This is a genomic window from Brevundimonas sp. (genome assembly GCF_023259385.1).
GTDB lineage: Bacteria > Pseudomonadota > Alphaproteobacteria > Caulobacterales > Caulobacteraceae > Brevundimonas.
In genome coordinates, this window is the sequence record NZ_JAHFPF010000039.1 from 1 (window position 1) to 17,856 (window position 17,856).

The 17,856-nt window shown below is 66.4% G+C and carries 15 protein-coding genes and 1 tRNA gene; 4 read left to right on the forward strand and 12 right to left on the reverse strand.

Features of this window, described 5'->3' with window-relative positions; genetic code table 11:
• Positions 1-61: 61 nt before the first annotated feature.
• Together Q0C81_RS04635 and fdxA are read right to left on the reverse strand one after the other, a co-directional pair.
• Positions 62-592: a CarD family transcriptional regulator gene (locus Q0C81_RS04635; protein ID WP_291834228.1), complete on the reverse strand. Its 531-nt coding sequence runs from the start codon at positions 590-592 to the stop codon at positions 62-64.
• A 314-nt stretch (positions 593-906) separates the two neighbouring features.
• On the reverse strand, positions 907-1,248 hold the full coding sequence (gene fdxA, locus Q0C81_RS04640; protein WP_291834231.1) for a ferredoxin FdxA: 342 nt from the start codon (positions 1,246-1,248) through the stop codon (positions 907-909).
• 152 nt (positions 1,249-1,400) lie between these two features.
• Here fdxA and Q0C81_RS04645 point away from each other — a divergent pair, with 152 nt between their 5' ends.
• The gene (locus Q0C81_RS04645; RefSeq protein ID WP_291834235.1) at positions 1,401-2,030 is read left to right on the forward strand and encodes a YceI family protein; all 630 of its coding nucleotides are present in this window, start codon (positions 1,401-1,403) and stop codon (positions 2,028-2,030) included.
• Here Q0C81_RS04645 and Q0C81_RS04650 read toward each other — a convergent pair.
• Genes Q0C81_RS04650 through Q0C81_RS04660 form a run of 3 tightly spaced genes read right to left on the reverse strand, consistent with a single transcriptional unit; the run spans position 2,014 to position 6,118 of the window.
• Positions 2,014-2,295: an RNA-binding S4 domain-containing protein gene (locus Q0C81_RS04650; protein WP_291834237.1), complete on the reverse strand. Its 282-nt coding sequence runs from the start codon at positions 2,293-2,295 to the stop codon at positions 2,014-2,016. The genes Q0C81_RS04645 and Q0C81_RS04650 overlap by 17 nt on opposite strands.
• Positions 2,292-3,620, reverse strand: a complete 1,329-nt coding sequence (locus Q0C81_RS04655) for an MFS transporter (protein WP_291834240.1) — start codon at positions 3,618-3,620, stop codon at positions 2,292-2,294. Before Q0C81_RS04655 ends, Q0C81_RS04650 begins: the two co-directional genes overlap by 4 nt.
• Positions 3,617-6,118 (reverse strand): helicase-related protein, encoded by a 2,502-nt coding sequence (locus tag Q0C81_RS04660; protein WP_291834243.1) that lies wholly within the window; start codon positions 6,116-6,118, stop codon positions 3,617-3,619. The genes Q0C81_RS04655 and Q0C81_RS04660 overlap by 4 nt, the downstream gene beginning before the upstream one ends.
• 297 nt (positions 6,119-6,415) lie before the next feature.
• Between Q0C81_RS04660 and Q0C81_RS04665 the strand changes: the two genes are divergently transcribed.
• Positions 6,416-6,492 (forward strand) — tRNA-Arg (locus Q0C81_RS04665).
• A gap of 44 nt (positions 6,493-6,536) precedes the next feature.
• Here the strand turns inward: Q0C81_RS04665 and Q0C81_RS04670 are convergent.
• The 4 genes from Q0C81_RS04670 to Q0C81_RS04685 all read right to left on the reverse strand — a co-directional run bounded on the left by Q0C81_RS04670 (position 6,537) and on the right by Q0C81_RS04685 (position 12,723).
• Positions 6,537-7,307, reverse strand: coding sequence for a phosphatase PAP2 family protein (locus Q0C81_RS04670; protein WP_291834246.1), 771 nt, complete (start codon positions 7,305-7,307; stop codon positions 6,537-6,539).
• Between the two features lie 22 nt (positions 7,308-7,329).
• The gene (locus Q0C81_RS04675) at positions 7,330-8,907 is read right to left on the reverse strand and encodes an alkaline phosphatase D family protein (RefSeq protein WP_291834249.1); all 1,578 of its coding nucleotides are present in this window, start codon (positions 8,905-8,907) and stop codon (positions 7,330-7,332) included.
• Between the two features lie 73 nt (positions 8,908-8,980).
• Positions 8,981-11,200, reverse strand: a complete 2,220-nt coding sequence (locus Q0C81_RS04680) for a TonB-dependent receptor (protein ID WP_291834252.1) — start codon at positions 11,198-11,200, stop codon at positions 8,981-8,983.
• Positions 11,201-11,469: 269 nt separating this feature from the next.
• Positions 11,470-12,723, reverse strand: coding sequence for a TetR/AcrR family transcriptional regulator (locus Q0C81_RS04685; RefSeq protein ID WP_291834254.1), 1,254 nt, complete (start codon positions 12,721-12,723; stop codon positions 11,470-11,472).
• A gap of 142 nt (positions 12,724-12,865) precedes the next feature.
• Here Q0C81_RS04685 and Q0C81_RS04690 point away from each other — a divergent pair, with 142 nt between their 5' ends.
• On the forward strand, positions 12,866-14,236 hold the full coding sequence (locus Q0C81_RS04690; RefSeq protein ID WP_291834256.1) for a phosphatidylserine decarboxylase family protein: 1,371 nt from the start codon (positions 12,866-12,868) through the stop codon (positions 14,234-14,236).
• A 195-nt stretch (positions 14,237-14,431) separates the two neighbouring features.
• On the opposite strand, the gene Q0C81_RS04695 is transcribed toward Q0C81_RS04690, so the two are convergent.
• The 3 genes from Q0C81_RS04695 to Q0C81_RS04705 form a co-directional block, all read right to left on the reverse strand.
• The gene (locus tag Q0C81_RS04695; protein ID WP_291834259.1) at positions 14,432-14,875 is read right to left on the reverse strand and encodes a hypothetical protein; all 444 of its coding nucleotides are present in this window, start codon (positions 14,873-14,875) and stop codon (positions 14,432-14,434) included.
• Entirely contained in the window at positions 14,872-16,056 is a 1,185-nt protein-coding gene (locus tag Q0C81_RS04700; RefSeq protein WP_291834261.1) for an RHS repeat-associated core domain-containing protein, read from the reverse strand. Before Q0C81_RS04700 ends, Q0C81_RS04695 begins: the two co-directional genes overlap by 4 nt.
• Positions 16,057-16,566: 510 nt before the next feature.
• Positions 16,567-17,511 carry an RHS repeat-associated core domain-containing protein gene (locus Q0C81_RS04705; RefSeq protein WP_291834263.1) on the reverse strand — a complete coding sequence of 315 codons (945 nt, stop codon included), beginning with the start codon at positions 17,509-17,511 and terminating at the stop codon, positions 16,567-16,569.
• Between the two features lie 204 nt (positions 17,512-17,715).
• On the opposite strand from Q0C81_RS04705, the gene Q0C81_RS18280 reads away from it, so the two are divergent.
• The coding region (locus Q0C81_RS18280; RefSeq protein WP_367117976.1) for a phosphatidylserine decarboxylase at positions 17,716-17,856 on the forward strand (141 nt) is incomplete at its 3' end.

Sequence of the window (17,856 nt, forward strand, 5' to 3'; positions counted from 1 at the left end):
ATCCCTATGAAAAAAGGCCCCGGAGCGCTCCGGGGCCTTTTCGTTTGTTTGGGGCCGAAGCTTAAGCGGCTTCGGCGGTCGGGATCGGCTTCTTGGCGCTGAGCGACTTGGCCAGCAGTTCGACGGCGGCGTCCTTGTCGATCTTGTTGGCGGCGGCGACTTCACGGGCCATGCGGTCCAGGGCCGATTCATAGAGCTGACGCTCCGAATAGGACTGTTCCGGCTGGCTGTCGGCGCGGTGCAGGTCGCGAACCACTTCAGCGATCGAGATCAGGTCGCCCGAGTTGATCTTGGCTTCGTATTCCTGGGCGCGACGCGACCACATGGTGCGCTTCACGCGGGCGCGGCCCTTGAGGGTCGTCAGCGCCTTGGTGACCACGTCATCGGCGGCCAGCGAGCGCAGGCCGGCGGTCTTGGCCTTCTTGGTCGGAACGCGCAGGGTCATCTTCTCGTGGTCGAAGGTCACGACATAGACCTCCAGCGACATGCCAGCGATTTCCTGGGTCTCGACGGCCGCGACCTTGCCGACGCCGTGCGCCGGATAGACCACCGCATCGCCTACCTTGAATTCCAGACCGGTTTTGCTCGTCATGTCATTCCTTTCCCGGCTTCAGCGGGAGGGAGAGGCGAAGGCGCAAGGACAATAGATAAACAGCCGCCGGAAACACGCCCGTCGGTGATGTCTTTCTAGTCGTCAAATGCGGAAACGGATCACCCAACCTCTGGCCGATCCCGTCTTCGTGGACGGGATTCTGTCGCAAACGCGGGCGGCGCGAAGAAATCGCATACCGCCCGACCCAATGACAGGAACCTATCACAAATCTGCGGAATTTCAAAACGTCCACAGCGTCAGTGTGGAGAAGGCTGGAAATCCTCTCCGGATCAGGGCAGCGCGCGGGACTAGTCTCAGCTGCCCTTGCCGGGGTTGGGCGAGAAATACTTCTCGAACTTGCCGGTCTCGCGCTCGAACTGTTCCTTGTCCGCCGGCGGCTCGCCCTTGACCGTGATGTTCGGCCAGACCTTGGCATACTCCGCGTTGACCTGAAGCCATTTGCCGTCCGGTTCGTCCTCGGTGTCCGGGACGATGGCGTCGACCGGGCATTCCGGCTCGCAGACGCCGCAGTCGATGCATTCGTCCGGGGCGATGACGAGGAAATTCTCGCCTTCATAGAAGCAGTCGACCGGACACACCTCGACGCAGTCCATGAACTTGCAGCGCACGCAGGCGTCGGTGACGATGTAGGTCATGGGGTGAGGCGGGGCGTTCAGTTGGGCGCGGGAGGCGCAGATGACCCCGCGGGCCGCAGGTGTCAACAGCAGCAGACCTCTCGGGGTTGCGTAGCTGGGCTATCGGGCTATTTGTATCTAATTCGATTGCAGTTTCTCACAGGTCTCCCTCCATGCGCTCACCGTTCCGCTACATCGCCTCCAGCGTCGCCGCCGTCGCCCTTCTGACCGCGGGGGGCGTTGTCGCCCAGTCCGCCCTGACCCGCGTTCCCGCCGAAGTCAGCGCGGGCGCCTACAAGCTGGATTCCGACCACGGCAAGATCACCTGGTCGGTCAGCCACCTGGGCTTCTCGACCTACACCGGCCAGTTCGTGAACGTGCAGGCCGAGCTGAAGCTGGACCCCGCCAATCCGTCAGCCTCGACCCTGACCGCGACCATCCCGCTGACGGACGTGGCCTCGGGCAATGCGGGCCTGAACGGCCACCTGCAGACGGCGGACTTCTTCGACACCGCCAACCATCCGACCGCGACCTTCGTCTCGCGCTCGGTGACGGTCGACGCCGACGACGCCAACGAGGCGACCGTGGTCGGCGACCTGACCCTGCGCGGCGTGACCCGTCCGGTGACGATGGAGGTCGAGTTCAACCAGGCCGGCCCGTCGATGGGCAACGCCTACCGGGCCGGTTTCGACGGCGAGGCGACCATCAAGCGCTCGGAGTTCGGCATCACCTACGGAACCCAGATGGGCCTGGGCGACGAGGTGAAGCTGCACATCGAGGGCGAGTTCACCCTTCAGCGATAGGCGCATACAGGGCGCGGGCTTCCTCGGCGGGCCCGCGCCGCTCGCCCAGACCGGTCACCTCCAGATCGATCAGCCGCCCGCCGAGGGCGAAGACCAGCCGGTCGCCGACGTGGACGGTGCGGCCGGGCTTGTCGAGGCGCACCTGGCGGCCCTGATGGGTCAGCCGGATCGCGCCCTTGTCCACCAGCGCCGCGGCCTGCGTCCGCGTCTTCGCGAACCGCGCACGCCATAGCCAGACATCGATGCGGCAGCCCGGTTCGCTCATTCGGCCGCGTCGGATTCCGGATCCGGGGTGCGGGCGTAGGCCGCGGAAAGCCGCCGGTAGTAGGTCGAGTTGAAGGCCAGGACGGTCATCAGGACGCCGGCCACGCCCGCGATGGTGAAGACCAGGGCGATGCCCCTGTCCGGCCCCCGGCCGAACCAGTCGCCGATGGCGTCCGCGCCGGCGCCGTCGGTCATGAAGGGGATGACCACGAACTGGGTCAGCGGTCCGATCAGGAAGGCGGTCAGGGGCGCGGCGGACATCTCCACGGACTGGGCGAAGCCGAACACCCGGCCCTGACGCTCATAGGGCACGACCTTCTGCAGGGTGGTCTGTTCGGCCGCCTCGGCGAAGGGCCCCACGAACATCCAGATGAAACAGCCGACCGCCAGCAGCAGAATCCACGGCTGCAGGGTGAAGACCGCCGCCGTGCACCAGGCGATCAGGTTGACCAGCATCAGGGTCCGCAACGGGTTCTGACCCAGGCCGGTTCGCGAGATGACGATCCCGCTGAGGATGAAGGCGACCGAGACCGCGCCCCACAGCAGGCCCCAGTGTTGCACCTTCATCAGCGACAGGCCGTAGGCGTCCATCAGGGCCATGAAGACCCCGCCCAGGAAGTTGTTGAAGGTCGCGAACAGAATCAGGGCGAACAGGCCCGGCACCGCGCCGATGATCCGCAGCGTCCCGCGCAGATCGACCTTCCTCAACCGGGGTTCGCCTCCGGGTTCCACGGTCGGCGCGGGCTCGTCCAGCCGGACCGTCAGCAGGTGGGCGAAGGCGACGGCCGTCCCGATCAGGCCGAAGGCCAGGGTGGCTGTCAGCCCGCCCCAGGCGACAAGGAAGCCGCTGATCACCGAGGTGGTCAGGATGCCGACGCCGCTGACCATGCCGACCAGTCCGTTGGCCTTGTCGCGGCGATCCTCGGGGATCAGGACGGTGACCAAGGTCGGCAGGGCGATGCCGCGAATATTGCCGGCGATGACGCCCAGCATGATCAGGCCGATCAGCAGCCACAGGGGCGCGCCCCCGACGTCGGCCAGCGCCTGCTCCGGCGCCAGGGCGTAGGCCATGAAGGCGACGGCGTAGAAAACCAGCGAGGCGATGCTGGAGCCCAGCATGACCCGCTTCTTGCGATGATGGTCGACCAGGCTGCCGAACCACAGGGCGAAGGCGGCGGTCAGCACCAGATACAGGCCGGCGATCATGCCGGTGGCGAAGACGGATTGCGTCTTGATGTAGACCCAGAAGGTGAGCGCGAACCACACCGTGTAGTTGGTGATGCTGGCCAGGGCGTTGTTGGCGAGCACATGATGAAAGGGCGTCATCGGGCCTCTTTCGTCCGGCGGCGGCGGCGGCGTGGGCGGGCGGGCTTTGCGGTCGCCGGCGCCGGGGGCGGCGCGGTCAGGACCGACAGGGCGGCGAAGGGCGAATCCTTGATCGGCTTGACGGCCTTGTCCAGACGGTCGGGTTGCCGGGCGCGGGTGGTCCTGAGCGCGGCCAGCAGCGCCCGGGCTTCGTCGGCCGTGACGCCGAGATCACGCAGGGTCTTGTCGGACAGCCGGAGTTCACCGCCCGCCCGTCTTTCAGGCAGGGCCTCCAGCAGCTCCACCGGCGCGGCGAAGCGACCGACGGCGCGCAGGCCGAAGGCGGACAGCAGGCGGGGAGACGGCGGCGGGTCGGGCAGGACGCTGAGCCCCGCCGGCTTCGGGCGGAACGGCTCGCGGGCCACGAAGGCCTGGGCCGTGATCCGGGCGCGGTCTTTGAGCAGGGCGGGTTGCCAGACGGAATGGGCTCCCACCCGGATGCCGAATTCCTTGAGGGTGCGGCGCTCGGCCTGGCTGAGGGCGGCCAGATCGCGTTCGACCTCGCGCCGGTCGATGATCCCGCCGGCCTCGACCAGCCGGTAGGCGACCCCGCGCGGCAGGCCCTTCAACGTGCCGTTCTCGATGGCCGTCTTCAGCCGGCGCAGGGGACGTAGCGCGCGCCCGGCCTCGCCCGCCAGCCAGGCCTCCAGCCGCTTGGCCGCCCGTTCGCGCGCGGCGACGGCGCCGAGGTCGCCCAGCAATCGGACCTTCGGCGTGAACGGTTCGCCGCCGGTGATCACGCCCGCCTGCACCCCGCGCCACAGGACCGCCCCGTCGGGGGTGACCGAGAAGGCTTCGTCCGGTTCGGCCGCCAGCTTTCCCAGGCGCCGGGCGATCTCGGGCGTCACCGCCTGTCGGGCCGCGTGGCGCAGGGCGCGGTCTTCCAGCGCCGAGGAGCCCTTGTCGATCTGGAAGTCGACGCCCGATAGGCGGCCGACCGAATGACCTTCGACGATGACCTCGCCGGTGTCCTCGACCTCGGCCACCGCATCGCCGCGCACATTCAGCGCCTGCATCAGGGCGGTGGTGCGCCGGTCCACGAAGCGGGCGGTCAACCGTTCGTGCAGGACGTCGCTGAGCCGCTCCTCCAGCGCCTTGGTCCGGTCGCGCCAGCCCTGGGCCTGGTCCAGCCAGTCGGGGCGGTTGGCGATGTAGCTGAGCGTGCGCACGCCCGAGAGTCGGGCCGACAACTGATCGATCTGGCCGTCGTCGCGGTCCAGTTCGGCGAAGCGCGGCGCGATCCAGTCCTCGGTCAGGCGCCCCCGCTTGCCGGTCAGGGCCTGGAAGATGTCCTTGGCCAGCCGCCCATGCTCATCCAGCGTGGTCTTCTGGAAGTCCGGCAGCTGGCACGCCTCCCACAGGCGCATGATGGCCCCGCGCGAGCGGCCGATGCGGGCCACCTCCTCGTCCTTGATCAGCCGGCGCAGCAGGGTCTCGTCCAGCGCCGGGGCGGTCAGGTTCAGGCCGAAGGTGTTGGGCGTCACCGTCAGCGAGCGCAGCAGGTCGTTCAGGGTGTCGAAGTCCAGCCGGGCGTTGCGCCACTCGGCGCCCTGGACCGGATCGAAGCGATGCTCGACCACCTGTTCGACCAGGTCGGGGTCCAGCTCCAGCGCCTCGCCCGTGACGCCGAAGGCGCCGTCTCGCAGGTGGCGGCCGGCGCGGCCTGCGATCTGGCCGATCTCATTGGCGTGCAGCCAGCGGGTGCGGCGGCCGTCGAACTTCCTCAGGCCGGCGAAGGCGACATGGTCGACGTCCATGTTCAGCCCCATCCCGATGGCGTCCGTGGCGACCAGGAAGTCGACCTCGCCCGACTGGAACAGTTCGACCTGGGCGTTGCGGGTGCGGGGCGACAGGCTGCCCATCACCACCGCCGCCCCGCCGCGCTGACGCCGGATCAGCTCGGCGATGGCGTACACCTGGTCGGTCGAGAAGGCGACGATGGCGCTGCGTCGGGGCAGGCGGGTCAGCTTCTTGGAGCCGGCGTAGCTGAGGGTCGACAGCCGGTCGCGGGCCACGATCTCCACGTCGGGGACGAGCGCCCGCATCAGCGGCGCCATGGTCCCGGCTCCCAGGAATATGGTCTCCTCGCGGCCCCGGGCGTGCAGCAGCCGCTGGGTGAAGACGTGGCCGCGCTCCGGATCAGCGACCAACTGGATCTCGTCGACGGCCAGGAACTCGACCGTCCGCTCCAGCGGCATGGCCTCGACGGTACAGACGAAATAGTGCGGCCGGGCGGGGATGATCTTCTCTTCCCCCGTGATCAGGGCCACGGCGGCGGCCCCGCGCCGGGCGACGATCCGGTCATAGATCTCGCGCGCCAGCAGACGCAGCGGCAGGCCGATCATGCCTGAGGCGTGACCCAGCATCCGCTCGACCGCCAGGTGGGTCTTGCCGGTGTTCGTGGGCCCCAGGATCGCCGTCACGCGCGAGGGGGCCTTGCCTGTGCCGCGGTCACTCATCTCAGGTGAAAGGTGGCGTGTCCCGCACGGTTCCTCAAGCGGAAGTCTCGTCTTCGGGACCGGCGTAAACGTCGCGCTGTCCCGCAGCGGAACAGGGGCGAAACGAATCAGGACCGAATCACCGACACGGCCCGATTCGGGGTTTGTTCCATACAAGATATTGTATCTTAAGGGCGATTAACCACAATCATTTTGAGGCGGCTCGTGCCGGGGCGGGCAAGAAAAAGGGGCGACGGGAAGAAATCCCCGCCGCCCCGCTTCCGTCACGCTTTGCGCTCCGGTAGTTCACCCGGCCATGGCCCCGTAGCTCAGCTGCATAGAGCAAGGCTTTCCTAAAGCCGAGGTCGCAGGTTGGAGTCCTGCCGGGGTCGCCAAACCCATTGTCGAACTGTCCCGTCCGCGGAGCGTCATGGCGCGCTCAGCGACCGGTGCGGCGAGCCTCAGCCAGTTCTTCAGCGGCGATGGTGAAGTCGGCCTGGAACTCGGGGTCGGCCTTCAGGGCCGCGACGATCGCCGCGCCGACTATGCGGCCGGCCTCGACGTCGCTGGCGTAGTGGACGCCGCAGATCATCCGGCTTTCGCCGTAGGCGACGCCGCGCGACAGCAGGGCGTCGGCGCGGTCCGGCGCCATCTCCGCCAGCACCAGGGCCCAGGCCCAGCCGAGGGCGGCGTGGCCCGACGGATAGGAGCCGCTGGTCCCGAGCCACGGTTCCGGCTGGAAACAGGTCTCGGCTGGTTCGACGACGAAGGGGCGCGGCCGGAAATAGTTACGCTTGGCGGGGGTCTGGATGGTCTCCAGATCGCCCAGCATGCGCCCCAGCAACAGCGTCAGGGTGGGCATCCGCTCCGGGACGAACGCGATGCCGAGCGCCTTGTCGAAGATGCGGGGCGCCGACGGCGTCTCGATCTCGTTGTCGGCGGCGGCCTGGGCCCAGCGCGGCGTGCCCTTGAGGGCGCGGGTGGCGCGGTAGACGGCGATGTCGTCCTGTTCGCGCAGGGAGCCGGGCCGGGGCGGCGGGGGCAGGAAGTTCGCGGCGTTGGGCGCGGAGCCCTCGTCCAGGTAGCCGTGCGGATGATCACGGAAGCCGGTCCAGAAGATCGGGTCCCGCGCCGGCGCGGCGGCGCAACCGGCGAGGACGAGAGCGAAGGCGGCGCCGACCAGAAGGGGGGCGTTGGGAAGGTTCATCATGGGCGTTCTGGAGCTTGTTGGGTCAGGCGGACTGGGCGCCGGGGCGGCCGTTCTCGACCACCCAGGTGTTGAGCGTCGACAGGGACGCACGCGGGTCACGGACGTCGCTGATCTGCTGATAGCGGGTGGTCATCAGCTCCGGCGTGACGTCCATCGAGATGTAGCCGCGCACCCGGCCGTCGAAGAATTTGATGTGGGGATTGGCGGGCATGGCCGACATCAGGCCCTCGTGGGGCGGGCCGCCCGAGGTGATGGAAGTGCCGACGAACTCGGTCGCCACTTTCGGCGAGGACTCATCCTGGCTGTTGAGCAGGACATCGTTGGTCCAGAACGAGTGGTAATCGCCGGCCAGCACGACCGGATTGTTCGGCTTGAGCGTATGCAGGGCGCGGGTCATGCGATCGCGCGCGGCGGGGAAGCCGTCCCAGGTGTCGGTCCAGTAGCGGGTCTCGTCGCCCCGGTTCTCGAACCGCAGCCCGGCCATCACGAGGTTCTGACCCAGGATGTTCCAGCGGGCGTCCGTCCGAGCCAGGCCATCGTAGAGCCAGGTCTCCTGATCGAAGCCCAGGAAGGTGCGCGACGGATCCAGACGGTCGGTGCACTGGCTGTCGGCGACGATCTGGCCCTTGGCGCCGCCTTCGACCGTACAGGCGCCGCGCGATCGATACTGACGCCCGTCCAGCATGTAGAATTCGGCCAGCCGGCCATAGCGGACGCGCTTGTAGATCGGCATCTGCAGCCGGGCGTCGACGCGCGTGCGGCGGATCGGCATGGCCTCGTAAAAGGCTTGGTAGCCGGCGGCGCGGCGCTGCCGGAAATCTGCCGTTCCGCCGTCCTTGTCGGGCCAGACGCCGGAATAGTTGTTCAGCACCTCGTGGTCGTCCCAGGTGACCAGACAGGCGGCCGCGGCGTGCAGGCGCTGCAGGTCCGCGTCGGTGCGATGCAGGGCGTACCGGTTGCGGTAACCGGCCAAGGTGGTGGCTTCCTCGAAGCCGTAGTGGCGCACGTTCGAGGCCGCGCGCTCGCCGGTGCGGCTGTATTCGTAGATGTAGTCGCCCAGGAACAGGGTCAGGTCCGGCGCCTCGTCGGCCATGTGGCCATAGGCGCTGAAATAGCCGACCTCCCAGTTCGAGCAGGAGGCGACGGCGAGGCGCATCCGGTCGACGGCGGCGTCGGGCGCCGGGGCGGTGCGGGCCATGCCGACCGGGCTCTGCTGGCCGGCCGCGGTGAAGCGGTACCAGTAGGGCCGGCCCGGGCGCAGACCCGGCACCTCGACATGGACGGCGTGGGCGCTGGAGGCGTCCGCGGTGATCCGGCCGCCCGCCGCGATCCGGGTGAAGCGCTCGTCGGCGGAGACCTCCCACAACAGATCGATGGGGGCGGACAGGCCGCCGAAGCCGTCCGGTGCGATCGGGTCGGCGGCCAGGCGCGTCCAGATCACGAAGCCGTCGGGCCAGGGATCGCCGCTGGCGACGCCGAGCGGGAACAGATAGGCGCCCCCGGCGTGGGCGCGGCCGAACTGAAGCACCACCGGCGCGGCGACCAGGCCGCCGATCAGGGCGCGGCGGTTCAGGGATGGCGGGGCGATCAGCAGAGACATCGGCGGCGTCCGGGAAGACGAAAGGAAGGACCGGCGGGTCGGAGGGACCGACCCGCCGGAGGGGCGACTTCGCTTAGAAGTCCATCGACAGGCGCAGGCCGACCGTGCGGCCCTGGTTCGGCGAGGCGGTCGGACGGGCCGAGCCGTTGAAGCCGTTACGGGTCTCTTCGTAGTAGGTGTTGAAGAGGTTGCGGCCCCACAGGGTCACGCGCCAGTTGGCGTCCGAGGGGCCCATGCTGACGTTGGCGTTCCACAGCCAGTAGCCGGGCAGGACCGAGCTGGACGCCGCGTTGTAGATGGCGTCGCGCTGCATGTAGTTGGTCTCGGCCCGCCAGTCGAAGCCGGCCAGCGACCAGTCATAGGCGACCGAACCGCCGTAGTTGTATTTCGGGAACTGCAGCGGTTCGCCCGAACGGTCGTTCGAGATGATGACGGTCCACGGCCCGTTCGTCGGGTTGGCGGCGTCGGTCGCCGCGCCGTCGATGGCGAAATACTCGGTGTATTCGCCTTCCTTGTAGCCGAAGTTCTGGCTGATCGTCAGGCCTTCGAGCGGCATCCAGGTCAGCTCGATCTCGCCGCCGTAGATTTCCGACTTGGGCACATTGGTGATCTTGCCGAGGCGGCCCGCCTCACGGTCGTACTCCAGGCCCTGAACCTGCTGGTTTTCATAGTCGTAGAAGAAGACCGAGCCGTTCAGGCGCAGGGTGTTGTCGAACAGGTCCGACTTGAACCCGGTCTCGTAGGCGATGACGATCTCGGGCTTGAACGGGGTCGCCGAGGTGCCGTTGTAGGTGGTGAAACCGCCGGACTTCACGCCCCGCGCCACGCTGGCGTAGAGCATGGCGTTGTCGGCCAAGTCGTACTCCAGACCGAAGCGGCCGGTCACTTCCGACAGGTCGGTCTCGTAGGTCACCTTCGGGCCGACCGGCACGTTCAGGCGACGGGTGCCCGAAGTGGTCAGGCTGCGGTCTTCCTGTTCCCAGCGCAGGCCGGCGATCACGGTCAGACGGTCGGTCAGGGCGAAGCTGTTGTGGGTGAAGATCCCCATCGCCTGCACCGACTGTTCGTAGGGCGTGTTGATCAGCTCGCGGTTGGCGCCGCGGAACTGGGTGTAGAAGCCGCCGTCCAGGCTTTCATCGGCGTAGTGGGCGCCGACCATCCAGTTCAGGCGGCCGATCTCGTTCGACAGGCGCAGCTCCTGCGACAGCACTTCGAGGTCGTTGTAGAAATAGACGTCGGACTCGTTGAAGCGGGTGCCGTCCCAGTCGTTGTATTCCGAACGGTTGAAGGTCTGGTAGGCGGTGACCGAGTTCAGGGTCGCCCAGCCCAGGTCGGCCTGGACGCGGGCGGCCAGGTCCAGACCGTCGTTGTCGCGGCCCGGCTTGGAGCCGAGCGCACGGCCCGAAACGGCGGCCATTTCCGGCGACAGCTGCCAGCCCGTGATCCGCCAGGCGGTGTCGGTCGGATAGGTGATGCTGCCGTCGTTGACCGCGTAGGGTCCGCGCAGGCGGAAGCCCAGGCCGTCCGACTTGTCCATGGCCCAGGTCGCGGCCAGGTCGACGGTGACGTTTTCGGCGGCGTCCCAGGTCAGGCGGCCGCGGATGGCGGTCTTGTCGCGATCACCGAGGCGCTGGCCGGTGTCGCGGTGGTACTGCCAGGCGCCGCCCTGTTCGGTGACGGCGGCCAGGCGGCCCAGCAGGCCCGGCGCGATCCGGCCCGAGACGAAGCCCTCGACCTTGTAGCGGTCATACGAGCCGTATTCCGCGGTGAAGCCGGAGCGGAGGTCGGCCGTCGGGGCGTTGGTGATGATGTTCACCGCGCCGCCGGTGGTGTTGCGGCCGTACAGAGTCCCCTGCGGCCCGCGCAGGACCTCCATGCGGGCGATGTCGAACATCGCGCCCTGGGTGGTGATCGTATAGGGGTGGGCGACCTCGTCGACATAGACGCCGACCGTCGAGGAGTTGTTGCTGGAGTATTCGCGGGTGCCGATGCCGCGGATGCGGAAGCTGGGCTGGCCGCTGCCGAACTGGCTGTCGACCTCGAGGTTGGGCACGACATTCTCGATGTCGTTGACGACGTTGACGCCCTTCTCGTCGAGCTCCTCGCCGCCGATGACGCTCAGGGCGATGCCTACGTCCTGGCTGTTCTGTGCGCGGCGCTGGGCGGTGACCACGACATCATCGAGCGCAGAGGCGCCGTGCGTCGCTTGCGGCTCGGAAGCGGTCTGGGCCATGGCGGGCAGCGCCGCCAGGGCCAGAATGGCGCTGGACGCGCCGAAGAGGAGACGTTGCATTTTTGACCATCCATCGGGCGACGCGCGGAGTACCCCCACCCTCGCGAGCCGAGTGTTTTGGGATGTCGTCGAACGTCTGCTGGTCCGGTCGAGGATCGAGGCGGCTCCCGCAATGGGGAGGAGCTGGAGCCACCGTCGCGACGAAGAAAAACAAACGTTCGACAACGATCCGGCAGTAGGATGGGCGAGCTATGCTTTTGTGACGCCCGCCTGAAGTGTTTTTGTCAGATGTTCTGGGGCTTTGTGACGCCCTGGAGGAAACGCCTGTTTTACCGCGTCTTGCGCGCGACCAGTTGGCCCGCCGCGGTCTGGAGGTCCGTCGCGCTGACCGGGGTTCCGGTCGTCAGGGCGATGAGGGCCGCGCCCTTGTACCAGAGCGCGAAGCGGGTGGCGGCCAGCCGGGTGAGGTCGAACTCGGCGGGCCAGATTCCCGCCTGGTTATAGTAGGTGCCGCCGCCCTCCGGGCCGCGCAGCAGCATGGCGAGATCTCGCAGGGAGGCGTCGCGACGGGCCTCCACGCAGATGCTGGCGATCAGGCGCGCGTAGCGGACATAGAACCCTTCGGCGTCCGGTTGGATGGAGGCGAGCGGGATCATCCGGGAGGCCCAGCGATCCAGGTCGACGCGGGCGGGATCGTCGTCCGGCTTCTGGCCGGCGAGATAGCGCGGCATGTCCCGGAAGACGGCGTGCCAGACCGCGTCCAGGACGAACCTGCGCATGTCGGGCCAGTGGTAGGCGAGGGTGGAGGTCGAGGTCCCGGCCACCGCGCTGACCGACCGGTTGGTGATCGCCGTGAGGCCGCCGGCGAGGATCTGGTCCGCGGCGATGTCCAGCAGCTTCAGGCGCATGGAGTCCGGGTCCATGCCGTCCGTCGGCGCCTTGGGCAGGATCAGCCGGTGGCGATACCACAGGGTGGCCGTCGGCGGGCCTTCGGGAAGGCCCAGAATCCGGTCCGCGAGCCCGCCCAGGCCCTCGGCCGCGATGACCTGGTAGTCGGGGCGGCCCGCAAGCGCTCCGGCATAGAACTGCTCGATGGTCAGGGTCGCGACCACAGGCTCGGAAAAATCAGCTGTTCGATCTTCGGTTGCGAGGTGGGCGCGCCACGCGTCTACCCTGAGCGCATGCCAGCGGCGCATCAGGTCGCGGCGCTCGGCGCCGGCGTCCGCATCCAGCGTCAGGGCCTCCCAGATGCGCACGAAGCCGGCGTCGTCCGCGGCGCGCCGGTGAAGATAGTGCTGGACCAGCGCCAGCAGGCTGTCGCGCCCCGGGTTCAGGCCCTCCGCCGCGCGGAAGAAGTCGGCATGGAAGGCCGCGTCGCGGCGCAGGGCCTCTTCGCCGACCGCCTGGATCAATCCGGCCTTGGTCCCGAACAGATTGACGATGACGGTCGTGCTCTTGCCGACCGCCTGGGCCAGGTCGCGCATCGTCAGGCTGTGCAGGCCGTCCTTTCCGGCATGGGCGATGGCCGCATCCACGATCTGCTGGGCGTCGGCCGCGCGACTGGTCGCCTGGAGGAAGGGCATGGCGTTCAATGCCGGTGAGGTCGCGAGATGTCGAGAGTGGTGAACTCGGGCGATATCAACCTGAAATTGGGTTGCGCACTTTCACTATATTAAGTTGTATTCCCCTTCAGGGCGCCATCCGGCGCGATCTGGGGGGCTATCCATGACTACGCGACCGATTGAGGGTTCGGGTTCGAACCTGCTGACGCTCGACAATGCGGGACCGATCCAGATGGGGTTCTGGGTCCCCAACCGGGTCTGGGCGACGGCGAAATTCCTCGTGCCGCTGCGCGACCATATCGCGGCGAAGAAGGCGGCGGGCACGCTCACGCCGATGGTCTCCGCTGTCCAGGATCTCAAGGACTGGGTCAGTTCGAACAGCGTCTACCGGATGTGGGTCAACTCGATGATCGAGCAGGCCAACGCCTTCGTCCTGACGCTGGACCCCGCGACCCGGGAGCAGATCCAGGACCAGGACGGAGACGTCGTGTGGATCCCGGACTTCGAAACCTTCTTCGACATGCTGAACGAGATCATCACCACCTCGCCCTCGTTCAACACGACGGCCCAGGTCGGCACGCCCATGAACGGGATGATGGCCATCGGCATGGCCACCGAGGCGGGGTTGGCCCTGTTCCACGACACAACCTTCAACGAGCAGTTCCGCACGGTGCTGGATGCCTGGAACGCCTTCCTGAAGAGCCCGGCCTCGCTCGACAAGCTGGATATCAACGATCCGGAAAAGGCCGGCTCGTGGATTTCGCAGGCCGCGTGGTCGGCGGGCGTGTGGAACCAGATGCAGTTCGACGCGACCCAGCCCGGCTACGGCTTCGACTCGTGGAATTCCTTCTTCATCCGGCTGTTCGTTCCCGGCGCCCGGCCCTTCCAGGGCGACCCGGTCACCCAGATCAACATCGGCTGCGAGACCACGCCCTGGGAGTACAGCAACGGTGTCGCGCTCGAGACCGAGTTCTGGATCAAGGACGTGAACTACTCGCTGACCGACCTGTTCGCCGGACAGACCGCCATCGCCTCGCTGTTCGAGGGCGGCCAGCTGTACCAGGGCTTCCTGTCGGCGACCCACTATCACCGCTGGAACTGTCCCCTGGACGGCCGGCTGGTCCGCTCGTGGGTGCAGCCGGGCACCTATTTCGCCCAGCGGCCGGGCCAGGGCGAGGATGTCGGCACCTGGGAGGGGACGGAGTCGCAGCCCTATCTCGGCCACGTCGCGGCCCGGGCGATCTTCATCTTCGAACACCCGACCTGCGGCTATGTCGCCCTGATCTGCATCGGCATGGTCGAGGTCTCGACCTGCGTCATCGATCCGCAGTTCCTGGTCGGGCCCGGCGATCCGGCGGTCATCGTCAGCCGCGGCGTGGAGATCGGCCATTTCGAGTTCGGCGGCTCCACCCACATGATGGTGTTCCAGAAGGATCGGGTGGTGCTGGAGGACTGGGCGGTCAACGCCGTGCAGCACCAGAACGACCCCAATCCGACCCCGCTGGGCAGCGTCATCGCCACGGCGGTGGTTTAGTCGGACCGGCCGGCGAAAACCGCACCGGACAAGGGCTAGCTGCGCTGGTGCGTGAGAGCGGGCTCCCTCGAAAAAGGGGCGGCGGGAAGAAATCCCCGCCGCCCCGCTTCTGCCACGCTCCGCGTTCGGCCAGTTCACCCGGCCATGGCCCTGGAGCTCGGTTGCATGGAGCTCTCCTGAAGCCGTGGTCGCACGCTAACGCTTAGCGATCTCGTCGAGCAGCCTTAGGAGTGTGGCGGGGCCATCAACATGTTCGAGGGTCACCCGGTCAGACCGAACGCCATTCGACAACACTTGGACCCGCTTGCCGTCAGTGCTTACCGCATAGCTCAATGGGTGGCCTTCGCTCACGTTAAACGTGCGATCTCGCCATCCTCTGATCAGGAGGTGTTGACCGTCGAATTCTACAGCCGGAATTCTGAAGAGGGCCCGAAAGGTCTCTGGAAGCCGCAACAGGAATATGACCGCGACGCCCAACCAAATCAAATAGAACAAGTAGAGGCCGGGCGGAGTATCCATATAGGAAAACAAGACTGCGGGGAATTGTTCACGATACAGGAGAAAAATCAGGATCGTCAATAATATCGACTGCTTCAGTAAGACGATCATTGATTTTGGATAGATTTTCTGGACGCTCATTTGCAGTACTGTCCCCGCAGCTTTTCGTACCGATTAGCGGCATAACCACCCAATCTGTCTCCCAAGAAACTGCCGCCGAGTCCACCAAGTGGGCCTCCCGCAAATCCCCCAACCGTCCCACCCAGCAAGGAACCGACGAGAGGGGCGCCTACGTTCACGAATGTCACATCGCCAGTTTGGCCGTTAGCAACACTAGTGGACCAAGTTGAAACACTGCTCGTAATCGCGAAGAGGCTCCCAAGGCGTCCGTAAGCGCTTGCGTCACGGCCGGTGCTCATTTCAATGGCTATCATTTTGAAATTTTGAAGATATTCTCCAGCTTGGCTCACCTTTCCTATATCGTCAACTTGCTTGGAAGCGGCGCAACTCACAGGTGTCGAACGGCCGGCGAAGGAACTGGATACGGCATAGTCCCAAGGACTTCCGTCGAAGAAGCCTCCTCCTCCGCCAAAGCTAAGGCTGAAGCCAGGGCCGAGGATATCCCGGCCGCATTCTTCTAATCCAGTTTCTGGGTCATATGTCCCGGTCGGCACCAACCCACGACGCCGACATTCGGATTCGCTAATCTTTTCTCGTTCTTGAAGGCCTGAAGGGTCCACCAGGTTCACCGGATCTCCGCCCACATAGGCATACAGGTTCGCCCCCGCCGCATACCCGATCGGATCCGTCTGCAGGAACCGCCCGACTTCGGGCAGATAGGTCCGCGCCCGGTAGTGATAGGCGCCCGCCTCCGGCAGCCATTGCTGGCCGGTGTACTGGAAGCGGCCGACGTTGCCCGAGGCCGGGACGCCGTACTCGTCGTAGGTGTTGATGTTCGAGACCGCGCCGGTCGCGCCGGACTGGGCGATGACGGAGCCGCGCTCGTCGGCCAGTTGCCAGCTGCGGTTCGAGGTGCCCGACCCGTCATAGGCCGCCGCCACATCGTCCAGGCCGAGGCCGGGGATGTAGCGGCGCGTCAGGGCGCCCGTGCCGACATTGTATTCGGCCACCAGTTGCTGGCCGACATACTGACGCCGGGTCGTGGCGCCGCCGACGGTCGAGGTCGTCAGACGGCTCAGCGGGTCGAAGGTGAAGGCCGTAGAACCTGCCCCCGCGCTGGCCGAGGTCAGGCGATTGGCGGCGTCGTAGCCGAAGGTTTCGCCTGAAATCCCGGTAGTGTTGCCGTTGCCGTCATAGGTCACCGGCGAGCCGCCGACGACCGTCGTTGAGTCCGACGCCGTCTCTGACGGTCGGGCAAGAAAAAGGGGCAGCGGGAAGAAATCCCCGCCGCCCGCTTCAGTCGCGTTTCTCTAGTTTATCCGGCCATGGCCTTGGAGCTTAGCTCCATGGAGCAGGGTCTTCCAAAGCCGAGATCGCAGGTTGGAGTTCTGCCGATATCGACAGGATTTGAAGTGGCGCCCACTAGTTCCAGCGGCCATAAACTACTCGGCGTATGATCACGCATCCAAGGCCGATAGCGATCAAGATCAGGGAAGCTAACTGAACCCAGTTGTTCCCCATTCGTCTGTCTCCAACTAGAAAAACAAATCCCAATGGGGCGGCGCAGATGCCCCACGCCAATGCCAGCTCTCCATGTGACATCTGCTCGGAAGACGTTTTCGCTGCGGTAGTTTCCGGGCGATTTCGAGCCATCCAGAGTCCGACAATTGTCAAAACAACTGATACGGCGATGAGGGCCGTTGCGGATAAAATCAGCATGATGAAACGTCTGGCAACATATCGATGATCCGACCAATCAGTTCACTTTTGACATAATCGTCAAGGAAGCTGTCATCCCAAATTCCAAATGAGGGATGAGAACTAGCGGCGCTGATCATTTCTGCAAGGGCTCCCTTTCCGTCGCCGCCGAGGAAAGATAGGAACGCGCCCGCCAAGCTGAGCGAGCCGCCATATCCCGACGCAATGCCGCCTCCAGTGACCAGCGCTCCGCCCACCGCCGTGCCGCCTCCTGGAAGTAGTTGAAGCAGCAAGCCAGTGGCAGCTAGGACGGCGCCACTTTGAGCATACTCACTTCCGCGGTCGCTGAGTATTTGTCCCCAAGCGCGCGCTTCGCATCGCTGGCGCGATGACAGTTCAAAATTCAGGTGTCCCAATTGGTAGTTTAATGCAGGCGGGCGATTGTTTGCGGCTGCTCCTCCGCCACCAATGTCGCCACGGGTACCGCCGCTGGCTGATGCCGGTCGATCGCCGAGCACCATGCTCATTGTCGAGGGAAACACCGGGGCTCGGCACATTACTGGAGTGGACCCCATTGGCCCCGTGCCTGACCACCAGCAGTCTTGGTGGCCGCTCTGTTGAAGCCCGGAGGGATCCACGAAGTTCACCGGATCCCCGCCCACATAGGCATACAGGTTCGCCCCCGCCGCATACCCGATCGGATCCGTCTGCAGGAACCGCCCGACTTCGGGCAGATAGGTCCGCGCCCGGTAGTGATAGGCGCCCGCCTCCGGCAGCCATTGCTGGCCGGTGTACTGGAAGCGGCCGACGTTGCCCGAGGCCGGGACGCCGTACTCGTCGTAGGTGTTGATGTTCGAGACCGCGCCGGTCGCGCCGGACTGGGCGATGATGGAGCCCCGTTCGTCCGCCAGTTGCCAGCTGCGGTTCGAGGTTCCCGACCCGTCATAGGCCGCCGCCACGTCGTCCAGGCTGAGGCCGGGGATGTAGCGGCGCGTCAGGGCGCCCGTGCCGACATTGTATTCGGCCGCCAGCTGTTCGCCGACATACTGACGCCGGGTCGAGGCGCCGCCGACGGTCGAGGTCGCCAGACGGCTCAGCGGATCGAAGGTGAAGGCTGAGGCGCCCGCACCCGCACTGGCCGAGGTCAGGCGATTGGCGGCGTCGTGGCCCTAGGTCGCGTCACCCGCGGCGTGGAGATCGGCCATTTCGAGTTCGGCGGCTCCACCCACATGATGGTGTTCCAGAAGGATCGGGTGGTGCTGGAGGACTGGGCGGTCAACGCCGTGCAGCACCAGAACGACCCC